Origin of the sequence: Promineifilum sp. (SeqCode) (assembly GCF_041918635.1) — a bacterium.
Taxonomy (GTDB): Bacteria; Chloroflexota; Anaerolineae; order Promineifilales; family Promineifilaceae; genus Promineifilum.
Genome location: NZ_JAYRVJ010000480.1, coordinates 1 through 11,905 on the forward strand (window position 1 = coordinate 1; position 11,905 = coordinate 11,905).

General features: G+C 64.4%; 10 protein-coding genes, 2 tRNA genes and 1 pseudogene. 6 read left to right on the forward strand and 7 right to left on the reverse strand.

The window, feature by feature from the left end:
• Positions 1–419, forward strand: a 419-nt coding sequence (locus tag ACE3UY_RS14500) for a 3-hydroxyacyl-CoA dehydrogenase family protein (RefSeq protein ID WP_374688221.1), incomplete at its 5' end; no start/stop codon positions are given.
• 44 nt (positions 420–463) lie between these two features.
• On the opposite strand, the pseudogene ACE3UY_RS14505 reads toward ACE3UY_RS14500, so the two are convergent.
• Positions 464–679: pseudogene (locus tag ACE3UY_RS14505) on the reverse strand (Rdx family protein); the annotation flags it as partial.
• 259 nt (positions 680–938) lie between these two features.
• Between ACE3UY_RS14505 and ACE3UY_RS14510 the strand changes: the two are divergent.
• Positions 939–1,011, forward strand: a tRNA-Ala gene (locus ACE3UY_RS14510).
• Between the two features lie 76 nt (positions 1,012–1,087).
• Here ACE3UY_RS14510 and ACE3UY_RS14515 read toward each other — a convergent pair.
• The 3 genes from ACE3UY_RS14515 to ACE3UY_RS14525 all read right to left on the reverse strand — a co-directional run bounded on the left by ACE3UY_RS14515 (position 1,088) and on the right by ACE3UY_RS14525 (position 4,273).
• Positions 1,088–3,010 (reverse strand): heavy metal translocating P-type ATPase, encoded by a 1,923-nt coding sequence (locus ACE3UY_RS14515; protein WP_374688222.1) that lies wholly within the window; start codon positions 3,008–3,010, stop codon positions 1,088–1,090.
• Between the two features lie 97 nt (positions 3,011–3,107).
• On the reverse strand, positions 3,108–3,323 hold the full coding sequence (locus ACE3UY_RS14520; RefSeq protein ID WP_374688223.1) for a heavy-metal-associated domain-containing protein: 216 nt from the start codon (positions 3,321–3,323) through the stop codon (positions 3,108–3,110).
• Positions 3,324–3,514: 191 nt separating this feature from the next.
• The gene (locus ACE3UY_RS14525; RefSeq protein ID WP_374688224.1) at positions 3,515–4,273 is read right to left on the reverse strand and encodes a Crp/Fnr family transcriptional regulator; all 759 of its coding nucleotides are present in this window, start codon (positions 4,271–4,273) and stop codon (positions 3,515–3,517) included.
• 349 nt (positions 4,274–4,622) lie between these two features.
• Between ACE3UY_RS14525 and ACE3UY_RS14530 the strand changes: the two genes are divergently transcribed.
• A tRNA-Ala gene (locus tag ACE3UY_RS14530) sits at positions 4,623–4,695 on the forward strand.
• A gap of 139 nt (positions 4,696–4,834) precedes the next feature.
• Positions 4,835–7,609 (forward strand): leucine--tRNA ligase, encoded by a 2,775-nt coding sequence (gene leuS / locus ACE3UY_RS14535; RefSeq protein WP_374688225.1) that lies wholly within the window; start codon positions 4,835–4,837, stop codon positions 7,607–7,609.
• Positions 7,610–7,690: 81 nt separating this feature from the next.
• Here leuS and ACE3UY_RS14540 read toward each other — a convergent pair whose 3' ends face one another.
• Positions 7,691–8,293: a LysE family translocator gene (locus ACE3UY_RS14540; protein WP_374688226.1), complete on the reverse strand. Its 603-nt coding sequence runs from the start codon at positions 8,291–8,293 to the stop codon at positions 7,691–7,693.
• A 14-nt stretch (positions 8,294–8,307) separates the two neighbouring features.
• Entirely contained in the window at positions 8,308–9,072 is a 765-nt protein-coding gene (gene map, locus ACE3UY_RS14545) for a type I methionyl aminopeptidase (RefSeq protein WP_374688227.1), read from the reverse strand.
• A gap of 191 nt (positions 9,073–9,263) precedes the next feature.
• On the opposite strand from map, the gene ACE3UY_RS14550 reads away from it, so the two are divergent.
• Positions 9,264–10,574, forward strand: coding sequence for an MFS transporter (locus ACE3UY_RS14550; RefSeq protein WP_374688228.1), 1,311 nt, complete (start codon positions 9,264–9,266; stop codon positions 10,572–10,574).
• A 27-nt stretch (positions 10,575–10,601) separates the two neighbouring features.
• Here the strand turns inward: ACE3UY_RS14550 and ACE3UY_RS14555 are convergent, their stop codons facing one another.
• The gene (locus ACE3UY_RS14555; RefSeq protein ID WP_374688229.1) at positions 10,602–10,982 is read right to left on the reverse strand and encodes a hypothetical protein; all 381 of its coding nucleotides are present in this window, start codon (positions 10,980–10,982) and stop codon (positions 10,602–10,604) included.
• Positions 10,983–11,076: 94 nt separating this feature from the next.
• Here ACE3UY_RS14555 and ACE3UY_RS14560 point away from each other — a divergent pair.
• On the forward strand, positions 11,077–11,905 hold an 829-nt coding region (locus ACE3UY_RS14560), incomplete at its 3' end, for a folylpolyglutamate synthase/dihydrofolate synthase family protein (RefSeq protein WP_374688230.1).

Below are 11,905 nucleotides of genomic sequence, written 5' to 3' on the forward strand. Positions count from 1 at the left end.
CCGACGGGGGTATCATCGAGCTGGCCCGCGCCCTCCAGACGGCCGAGTCGGCGCTGGTGCAGGCGGAGCTGTTCTGGCGGGGGCTGGGCCAGGAGACGATCCTGGTGGCCGACGGGCCGGGGCTGGTGCGGGCGCGGACGGTGTGCTGCGTGATCAATGAGGCGGCCGGCATGCTGATGGAGGGCGTCGCCTCGGCCGCCGACATTGACAAGGCGATGCGGCTGGGGGCCAACTACCCGCGCGGGCCGCTGGAGTGGGCCGACCTGATCGGCCTGGACGCGGTGCTGGGCGTCATGACCGGCCTGTTCGAGGAGTGGGGCGACGACCGCTACCGCCCCTCGCCCCTCCTGCGCCGCATGGTCGCCGCCGGGCAGTTGGGGCGGAAGGTGGGGCGGGGGTTTTATGTCTACGATAGATGATCGGTGGTAGGGGCGGGTTTGAAACCCGCCCCTACCACTGACCACTATTCTCCCGGATAGACCGGCACATCCGGCCCTACAAGCTCCTGGAAGAGGCGCAACACCTCCCCCGGCTCGGCGTGGCGTCCGATGTCCTTTTTGGAGAAGAGGGATTCGCCGTCTACCCGGAAGTCGAAAACGCCCTTGCTGCCGGTGATGAAGGTGAAGCGCTCGATGACGTGGTGGTAGTTGCTCATGATATCGTCCGCCACACGGGCGGCGCGCGGCCAGTAGTTTCAGGGTACGCAGTATTCGAGGGTGATCGTGTACTTCGGCATGGGTGCTCCTTGTGAGATCGGCTCCATCACCGTTCAATGGTAGAGGGAATGAAAAGCGGCGTCAAGCGAATGGGCCGGCTGTCGTGATAGGTGGGCGGCCACCCGTTTAATCCCCTTCAGAACGTCGCTGGCCGCCCACCTGTCAGGTCTGGATCGAATTTGACAACCGCCCCAACCTGGGCTAAAATTCACACTTGCTGTTGGGCCTGTAGCTCAGCTGGGAGAGCGCTACAATCGCACTGTAGAGGCCAAGGGTTCGAGCCCCTTCAGGTCCACCTCTTCTTGATTGTTCAATAGAAAGGAATTGAAGGCCCTCTGTTCACATCAGAGGGCCTTATTTTGTCTACTTCGTTAAGCCCGCAGCAGTCGCATCCCGTTCACAATGACGACCAGCACGGATACCTCGTGGATGAGCATCCCGCCCGCCATGTGAACTTCGCCGAGCAGCACGCCCGTCAGCAGCGCGGCCACGGTGAGCAGGGCGATCATCACATTCTGACGGATGTTGCGCAACGTGGCTTTGGAGAGGCGAATGGCCTCCGGGATCTTCAGCAGGTCGTCGGCCATCAGGGCGATGTCGGCGGTTTCGATGGCGATGTCTGTGCCTGCCGCGCCCATCGCCATGCCGATGTCGGCCGCGGCCAGCGCCGGCGCGTCGTTGATGCCGTCCCCGACCATCGCTACCACGCGCCCGCCCGCCTGCAATTCGTGGATCGCCGCCAGCTTGTCTTCCGGCAGCAAGCCCGCGCGCACGTCGGCCACGCCCACTTCCGTGGCGATGGCCCGCGCCGTGCGCTCGTCGTCGCCAGTGAGCATCACCACGTGCGTGCCCAGATCGCGCAGCCGGCCGATTGTCTCGGACGCCGTATCGCGCAGCGTGTCGGCGATGCCCAACACACCGAGCGTAACGCCATCCAGCGCGACGAGCACGGCCGTCTTGCCGCTGGCCCTCAGATCGGTAAGGGCATTGTGCGCCGCTTCGGGCACAGTGATCTCCAGGAACTCCATCAGCGCGGGCGTGCCCACGGCGATCTCGCGCCCATCATACTCGGCGCGGATGCCGCGGCCGGTATAGCTCTCGAACGCTTCGGCCGTGGGAAAGGCGTGAGTGTCCTCGACCTCGGCCAGGATCGAGCGGGCCAACGGATGCTCCGACCCGGCCTCGGCCACCGCCGCCCAGTAAAGCACGTCCAATTGGGTTGCTGACCAGCGGCCATGCCCAACCGCGGTAGTTGGCCCGGCGACCGGCCCGACGAGCATTGTCTCCCCCGTCAGGGTCACGACGTCGGTCACGCGTGGCCTGCCCGTGGTGAGCGTGCCCGTCTTGTCGAGCGCCAGCACGGCGATCTTCCCGGCATTTTCCAGATATTCTCCGCCCTTGATCAGGATGCCGCTCTTGGCGGCGCGGCCGATGCCGGCCACGACGGAGATAGGCGTGGAGATGACCAGCGCGCCGGGGCAGCCGATCACCAGCAGCGTCAGCGCCAGGTCGACGTCGCGCGTCAGGGCCAAGGCGACGACGCTTAGACCGATGATGAACGGCGTGTAGTACTTCGCGAAGCGCTCGATCAGGCGTTGGGTGGGCGCTCGCTCCTCTTGCGCTTCCTCGACGCGCCGCACGATGCGCGCCAGCGTGGTATCCGCACCGACGCCCGTCGCCCGCACTTTGAGCAGCCCGTCCTGATTCACCGTCCCGGCGTACACCGGGCTGCCAGCGGTCTTCTCTTCGGGGATCGGCTCGCCGGTGATCATGCTCTCATCGACGGCCGAACGACCGTCGATGACTTCGCCGTCTACGGCAACCTTCGCGCCCGGTTTAACAATGACCATCTCGCCCGGCGCGACCTCGTGCGCCAGAACCTCAACCTGCCGGCTGTCGCGCCAAACAATCGCCGTAGTCGGAGCCAGGTCGAGCAGACCCTGGAGCACCTTGCGGGTCTGACTCAGCGTCCGGGCTTCCAGATAGGCGCCGAAGATAAAGAGGAACGTTACGGCCGCGGCTTCCCAGTATTCGCCGATGATCAGCGCGCCCGTCGTGGCGATCGTGACCAATAGCTCGATGCTGACGTGTCGATTGCGCAGGCTGCTGATGGCCCGCGCGGCGATATCCGAGCCGGCCACCACGGCCGCGGCGATCATCATGACGTTGTACCCAAACCGCCAATGCAGCAGGCCGTCGGCGGCGAACGCGGCGGCGATGAGAAGGCCGCTGGCGACCATCAGCGCTTGACGGCGCAGCTTGGGGTTTCCAATCCAGGTTCTAATCATGCTCATGGGGGGGTTCCTTATCGCTCAGCGTAGGGGCAGTCCTGCGTGCGCGCCGTGGGCAGACACGCAGGTCTGCCCCTACGACGGACGCCGGTCAGGGACGCTAGTACGGGGCGACCTTTGCTTCATAGCCGGCCGAGCGCACTGCGGCAACCAGTTCATCGGTTGGCGCGGTTTGGGGATCATGCTCTACGACGATCCGCCCGGTGTTGAAGTGTACCGTCGCTTCCTGGACGCCGCCGAGGGCCTTGAGCGCCTTCTCGATCTTGGCGACACAGGACGGGCAGGACAGTTCTTGACTGCGCAGAATGGTTTTCATCTCAAGTTCTCCTTCAGACCTCTGAGGTTTGCCGCAAACCTCAGAGGTCTTGCTATACACTCACTATAGAATATCTGGCCGGCGTATTACATGATCTGGCGCAAGTAACGGCTCGCGTTGGCGCGCCAAAACAAAAGCGCCTCATCTGGGGAATGAGGCGCGGATAGGGGCGCGGGTTGGCGGCGGCCGGGTCAGTCAGCACCGGCCGAGGCCAACTCCCGGAGCCGGCCCTGATCGGTGATGGCGATCCATTGACGCCCCGTTACGATTAGCCCCTCGCGCTGAAACTGGCTAACGATCCGGCTGGCGCTCTCGGTCGTGCTGCCAGCCATATTAGCCAGGTCTTCGCGCGACAGCGGCATCTGGATCAACAAGCCCTCCTCCCTCGGTTCGCCGAGCTTTTCGGCCAGTTTCAGCAGGGTATAGGCGATGCGCTGTTCGACGGAGTGGGCGCTGATCTGGCGGATCGCCTCGTGGGCTTCGCGCAGCCGCGCGGCGGTGATGTCGAGCACGGCCAGCGCCACGGCGGGGTAGTCGACCAGGATCGCCCGGAACGCCTCCGCGCCCACGCTGAGCGCGCAGACGATGGTTTGGGCGATGGCCGAGTCAGGATAGACCTCGTTGCCCAGCAGGGAAAGGCTGCCGAAGAACTCCCCCGCGGTCAGGATATCGAGCAGCACGTCCTGTCCGGCCTGGGTGTGGCGCATCAGCTTGACCTTGCCCGTGGCGACCACGTAGAGGCGCGCGGCCGGAGCGCCGGCGTAGAAGATGGGTTCCCCTTCGGTGAAACCCCGCTCGCGAAAGCGCAGGTTGATCTGTTCGATGGCGTTGGGCGGCAACATGGCGAAGAACGGGACACGCTGCAGAATCTCCCGGCGCAGATCGGTGCTGCACATCGCCGGTTCCATGTACTCTGGTTCGACGGGTGACTTCTTGCGACGTTTGGTCAACGTGAGCTCGCTCCTTTGGTGAGTGTTCCATTGATCATGGCTATTCGCCGGTGGAAGTCAAGGGCGGCGCAATGAATCGTTCGGGCGTACCTCGGCGACGCCATCTTTTTCATAAGCAGAAGCGCCGGATTTCTTGCAAAATCGGGCGAAGCGGGGTATAGTATCACCCGTTGGCAGGCGGAAAACCGAATAACCAAAGACGCCGAACAGGAGTAGTAAGCCGCCCATCAGAGAGCCGCCCCACAGGCTGGGAGGGCGACAACAGAGGCCGAACTCGCCTGGGAGTCGCGCCGGTGAATGCAGTAACCGACGCCGCCCGACACACGTTACGTGTTCAAGTGGATGGTATGGGCCTGTAGCTCAATTGGGAGAGCGCCACAATGGCATTGTGGAGGTCAAGGGTTCGAACCCCTTCAGGTCCACTTTTGTACCGTCAATCAGAGTGGTACCGCGGAACCCCTTTCGTCTCTGAGCGAAAGGGGTTCTTTATTTTATGGTAGGGCGGGTTTCAAACCCGCCCCTACAATACGGTAAGCCCGCGATGTTAGCGGAGAAGAGAGAATGAGCGACACATACGACCCGGCGGTCATCGAACCGAAGTGGCAGGCGAAGTGGGATGCGGACCAGCTCTACCGCTCCACCGTGGATTGGGACAAGCCCAAGCACTACGCCCTGACGATGCTGCCCTATCCCAGCGGCGACCTCCACATCGGCCACTGGTTTGCCATGACCCCGTCCGACGCGCGCGCCCGCTTCATGCGCATGCGCGGCTACAACGTCCTGTTCCCGATGGGCTTCGACGCCTTCGGCCTGCCGGCCGAGAACGCCGCCATCCAGCGCAACATCCACCCCAAGACGTGGACGTACGCCAACATCGACCGCATGCGCCGGCAGTTGCGCAGCATGGGGGCGATGTTCGACTGGCAGCGCGAGGCCGTCAGCTGCGACCCGGCCTATTACCGCTGGACGGAGTGGTTCTTCAGCCGCTTCTTCGAGCGCGACCTGGCCTACCGCGGCGAGGCGCTGGTCAACTGGTCGGAGACGCTCCAGACGGTGCTGGCGAACGAGCAGGTCATCGACGGCAAGGACGAGCGGACGGGCCAGCCGGTCATGCAAAAGATGATGGAGCAGTGGTTCTTCCGCATCACCCGTTACGCCGACGAACTGCTCAACTTCGCCCCCCTGAACTGGCCCGATCCGGTCAAGCTGATGCAGACCAACTGGATCGGCCGCAGCGAGGGCGCGCGCGTCCTGTTCCACAGCGAGGCCGGCGACGAGATCGAGATCTTCACCACACGGCCCGATACCCTGTGGGGCGCGACGTTCATGGTACTGGCCCCCGAGCACCCGCTGGTGGACAAGCTGACCACCGACGAGCGGCGTCCGGCGGTCATGGCCTACCGCGAGGAGGCGGCCCGGACGACCGAACTGGAGCGCATCTCCGAGACGCGCGAGAAGACGGGCGTCTTCACCGGCGGCTACGCCGTCAATCCGGTCAATGGGGCCTATATCCCGGTCTACATCGCCGACTACGTGCTGATCACCTATGGGACGGGGGCGATCATGGCTGTGCCCGCCCACGACCAGCGCGACTTCGACTTCGCCCGCCGCTATGACCTGACCATCACACCGGTTATCCGCCCGCCGGACGGGCCGGAGCCGGACGGGATGACCATGGAGGCGGCCTACGTCGGCCCGGGCGTCATGATCAATAGCGGTCGCTTCGACGGCACGCCGGTGACGACGGCCAAGGGGCGGGCCAACCCCTCTATTGCTGCCGTCATCGACTGGCTGGAGGCGGAGGGCGCCGGCGCGGAGGCGATCAACTATCGCTTGCGCGACTGGCTTATCAGCCGCCAGCGCTATTGGGGCGCGCCCATCCCGGCCCTGTTCCGCGAGGATGGGACGATCGTTATGGAGGAGGATGAGGCGTTGCCGGTGCTGCTGCCCGACGACGTGCAGTTTATGCCGACCGGCCAAAGCCCGCTACGCTTCCATGAGGAGTTCCTGGAGGCGACCGACGCCGACGGTCGCCCGGCCCGCCGCGAGACGGACACGATGGACACCTTCATGTGCTCTTCCTGGTACCAGTACCGCTACCTCAGCCCGCACTATGACCGCGGGCCGTTCGACCCGGCCGAGGCGGCCTACTGGCTGCCAGTGGACGTGTACACCGGCGGGGTGGAGCACGCCACGATGCACCTGCTGTACACGCGCTTCTTCACCAAGGCGATGCGCGATCTGGGGCTGTTCGAGGCGGCGGCGCGGGAGATGGCAGCCCACGGGCGCGACCCGGCCGGGCTGTTCGACGAGCCGATGATGATGCTGCGCAACCAGGGGCAAATCCTGGGCGCGGAGCGCAAGGGCGACTACGTGCTGGCCCGCGGCCGGCGTGAGGGTAACAAGCTCTTCGCGGAGCGGATCGAGGTGATCGAGCCGGGCAGCCTCCCGGCCGGCGCGGGCGTGGCGGAGGTGGCCGGCGAACTGATGAAGCGCACGGAGAACGTCTTGCAGGTGGACGTGGGCGCGGGCGAGCTGTTCACCGTCGAGGCGCTGCCGGACGTGGTGATCGAGGTTCCGGCCATCGTCGGGGCCAACACCGTCAACCAGTTGCGCCACCACCTGGACATCCAGCGCATGTCGAAGAGCAAGGGCAACGTCGTTAACCCCGACGAGCTGGTAGCCCAGTTTGGCGCGGACACGGTGCGCGCTTACCTGATGTTCTTCGCCAAGTGGGATCAGGGCGGGCCGTGGAACTATGAGGGTATCAAGGGGCCGCAACGGCTGTTGCAGGACGTGTGGGAGATGGGCCGGGCCGACTATCAACCCCAGGAGATGGACGCCGCCGCCTCGCGCGCCCTGCGCCGTAAGACGCACCAGGTCATCCGCAAGGTGACGCAAGACCTGGAGGAGTTCTCGTTCAACACGGCCGTGGCGGCCATCATGGAGTTGCGCAACACCATCCTGGTCGCGGGGCGCGAGCGGGCAGCGTCGCGCGAGGCGTGGGATGAGGCGGTGGACACGCTGCTGCTGTTGCTGGCCCCCGTGTCGCCGCACATCACCGAAGAGCTATGGGCGCGGCGCGGCCGGCCCTACAGCATCCACCAGCAGGCGTGGCCGCAGTGGGACGAGGAAGCGGCCCGCGATGAAATCATCAGCCTGATCATCCAGATCAACGGCAAGATGCGCGACAAGATCGACGTGCCGGCCGAGACGAGCGACGAGGGGCTGCGCCAGATCGCGCTAACTTCGGAGAAGGCGGCGCGCTGGCTGGACGGCAAGACGCCGCGCCAGATCATCGTCGTGCGCGGGAAGCTGGTCAACATCGTATTGTAAGAAGGGAATCCACAGATTTCACAGATGACACAGGTTTCAGATCGTAATCTGTGGCATCTGTGAAATCTGTGGATTCTTTCTTCAAATTTGGCTGATCCCTGTTGTCAGTTGGTAGAGCCCAAAGGCGAAGAGGGCCACGGCTGAGATAGCGCCCAGGGCGCGGTTGATGCGTGGCTCCACGCGACCGGCTGCGCCGATAGCCAGGATGAACAGCGCCAGCCCACCGACGATCGCCACGTAAAACCCCAGGACAAAGGCCAGCCCCAGCGCCGGCGACTCCCGCCACCCGGCGATGAGGATCGGCCCGGCGATGGTGGCCCAGAAGATGTAGGGGGAGGGGCTGAGGGCATTCATCAGCGCCGCCTTGACGATGCCGCCGCGCATGGCCTCCCCACCGGCCGCCGGATCGCGCCGGAAGCTGCGCCACGCGCCCCAGGCCAGGTAGAGCAGGAATAGCCCGCCGGCCATCTGGAGGATGGACAGGAACCGCTCCGGCAGCCGGGTCAGCACCAGCAACACGACCAGCAGGATAGGCCCGTCGCTGAGCAGCGGCGCGAAGGCCGCCGGCAGCGCGCGCCGCCAGCCGTTGCGGGCGATGAGCGACAGGAGGAAGGCCTGGAAGGGGCCAGGTTGCGCGGCAGCTGTAGCCCCCAGGATGAGGCCGCGCAGAAGATAACTGAGCATGAGGATGGGGATACTTACAGCCGGCTCAGTATCTCTGGGCCGTTCTTGGTGATGACGACGGTGTGCTCGAACTGCACCGACAGCTTGCCGTCGGCGGTGATGACCGTCCAGCCGTCGGGCAGCAGGATCCACTCGTGTGTGCCCTCGTTGATCATCGGCTCGATGGTGAAGGTCATGCCGGGGATGAGACGCGGCCCGGGGCCTGGCTGGCGGATGTGGGAGACGGACAGATCCTCGTGCAGGACGCGGCCGATGCCGTGGCCGCCCCACTCATGGACGACGGTCACGCCCTGGGTGTCAGCGTAGTCCTCGATGGCCCGGCCGATGTCGTGCAGGTGGTCGTTATACTGCGCCGCGCCAATGCCCCGCCGCAGCGACTCGCGGCCGATGTCCAGCAGCCGCTCCACGTGCGGGGCGACGCGGCCGACGGGGTAGGTGACGCACGCATCCCCGCAGTACCCCTTGTAGCGCAGGCCGATGTCGATGCCGATAACGTCCCCTTCCTGCAATACCCGGCCGTCGGGCAGGCCGTGGCAGATCTCGTGGTTGACCGAGGCGCAGATGACGCCGGGGAAGGGGGGATGCTCCCGGTTGCGGCCGCGGTAGCCTTTGTAGAGCGTCTCGGCGCCCTGTTTGTAGATGTGGTTCTCCACCAGTTTGTCCAGCGCGCTCAACGTCACGCCAGGTTTGATGTTCTCTTCCAGGATGGCGAAGCATTCCGCGACCAGCCGGCCGGCGGCGCGCATGCGGGCGATCTCTTTGTTGTTCTTCAGTCTCATAGTCGGTCAAGGGAGTATATCATAATCGTCCAGACCTGGCAGGTTTAAGAGACGACATGGCCGGAGAACTGTTTCTCGGATCATTGAATTATTCAATGCGTCTATTAAGAATATTGACAAACTGATTAAATAATTGTATCCTGACAACGAAATTCAACGCGGGGCCTGGAGTGGCCTGAGTGAGGCAAGCCATGAGCGCACAACCGGTTAAACAGCAGCAATCCTTAAAGCCCTTTCTTGCCCTATGGGTGGGACAAGTTTTTTCGCTGCTGGGCAGCCAGTTGGTGCAATTCGCGCTCATCTGGTGGCTGACGCAGCAGACAGGCTCGGCGACGGTGCTGGCGGTGGCCTCCATCGTCGGCCTCGTACCCCAGGTGGTACTGGGGCCGTTCGTCGGGCCGCTGGTCGATCGTTGGAACCGCAAGTGGACGATGATCCTGGCCGATACGGTCGTGGCCCTGGCGACTCTGGTTCTGGCGATCCTGTTCTGGGTGGGGCAGGCCGACATCTGGCATGTCTATGTTATCCTCTTTGTGCGCGCTCTGGGCAGTACGTTCCACAACCCGGCGATGACGGCATCGACCTCGCTCATGGTGCCCCAGGAACACCTGACGCGCGTTCAGGGCCTAAACCAAATGCTCAACGGCGGGCTGAACATCATCTCGGCCCCGTTGGGGGCGCTACTGCTACAACTGTTGCCGCTGCAGGGCGTGCTGATGATCGACATGGTAACCGCAGCCGTCGCCATCACCACAGTCCTGCTGATACGCGTCCCACAGCCGCGCCACGAGGCGGGCGCCACAGGCTCGGCTGTCGGCCAATACTGGCACGACCTGCGCGCCGGTTTTCGCTACGTCCTCGGCTGGCGCGGCCTGTTGATCCTGATGGGCATGGCTACGCTGATCAACCTGGTGCTCAGCCCGTCGACGAGCTTCATCCCGCTGTTGGTCACCGAACATTTTCAGGGCACGGCCTGGCATCTGGGGGCGATGGAGGCCGCGTTGGGCATTGGTGTGCTGGTGGGCGGTGTGCTCCTCGGCGCATGGGGTGGTTTCAAGAATCGTATCTACACGTCGCTGGTGGGTCTCATCGGCCTGGGATTCAGCGTGCTCTTCCTCGGCCTGGTTCCGGTCTCTCTGTTTCCGCTGGCCGTGCTGGCGATGGGCTTGATGGGGCTAATGTCGTCGATCACCAATGGGCCAATCATGGCCGTTTTGCAGGCCGCCGTGGCCCCATCGATGCAGGGCCGCGTCTTCACACTGCTTAGCAGCGCGGCGATGGCCATGATGCCGCTGGGTTTGGCCGTGGCCGGACCGCTGGCCGACGTTATCGGTGTGCGGACATGGTTCCTGATCGGTGGGCTGCTCACATTGGCTCTCGGCATTGGCGGGCAGTTCATCCCGGCCCTGGTCAACCTGGAGAAGGATCGCGATGACCACCTGGAGAGGGAACCACCAATGGCACAGATTACACAGATGGAATCTTCCTCCCAATCTGTGTAATCTGTGGGATCTGTGGATTCTTCTTCCTCAGACCGAGGTGGAGATGGAGCGCAGGGCGATGCCGAACAAGAAGAGCGTCGTGAAGGCCAGCACCCACTGCGCCCGGTTGGTGTTGTCGCCGCGCAAGACGGACACGTAGACGAAGGGCAGAAAGATGAGCGCAAATACGCCGTAGAGGATGTGGATCTCCGGCCGATCCATGTCCAGGCCGCGATTGCCGATCCAGATCACCGCTCCCAGCACGTTTTCCACCACGAAAAGCATCTGGCCGATGAAAGCCGCGCCCAGGTAGTTGGCGTCCACGCCCCGGCCGCGGGCGGCGCGCAGTAGCCCCCATAGACCCAGGATCAGAAAGAAAAGCCAGGTTGTGTTAGCCAGGGCGCGATGAATGGTAAGAACAGTTGCCATGTAGTATTCCTCGAAAGAAGGAGTGTAGCCACCCTGCCGGGACGTGTCAAAGCCAGGACTGCGCGCTTGGGCGGGATACGTTACAATCCCACCCATGGATTCCTACCAACGCGCCCTGGACTATCTCTATAGTTTCATCAACTTCGAACACAAGGCGCTCGACCGCTACAACGCGAGCAAGATCGATACCGACCGGCCGCGCTACCTGCTGTCGCTGCTCGGCCGGCCGCAAGAGCGCTTCCCCGCCATCCACATCGCCGGCACAAAGGGCAAGGGGTCGGTAGCGGCCATGTGCGCCGCCTGCTTGCGCCTGGCCGGTCTGCGCGTTGGCCTCTATACATCGCCGCACCTGCGCGAATTCCGCGAGCGCATCCGGGTCCTGACCCCCGACGACGCCGACGGCCGCATCCCCGAGGCGGCCGTTGTGGCTTACATGGAGCGCGTGCGCGCCCAACTGGAGCGGACACCGGGCATCACCTGGTTCGAGATTGTCACGGCCATCGCCTTTCTGCACTTCGCCGAGAGCGCGGTGGACGTGGCCGTGGTCGAAGTCGGGCTGGGCGGGCGGCTCGATGCGACGAACGTCCTGCTGCCGGAGGTGTCGGTCATCACCAGCTTGAGTCTCGATCACACCCAACTGTTGGGCGACACGCTGGCCCAGATCGCCTTCGAGAAGGGGGGCATCATCAAGCCCGGCGTGCCCGTCGTCGTCGCCGCGCAACAGCCGGAGGCGCTGGAGGTGCTGGTGCGGCTGGCCGAGGAGCGGGGCGCGCCGCTGACGGTCATCGGCCGCGACTGGCGCTACGAGGTCGTCCGCGCTCACGATGGAGAACACGTCCGCCAGACGATTTGCATCGACCGCGGCCCCGATCCCGCGTTTATCCCGCCGGGTAGCGAATTTCTGGTCGGGCTGGCCGGCGAGC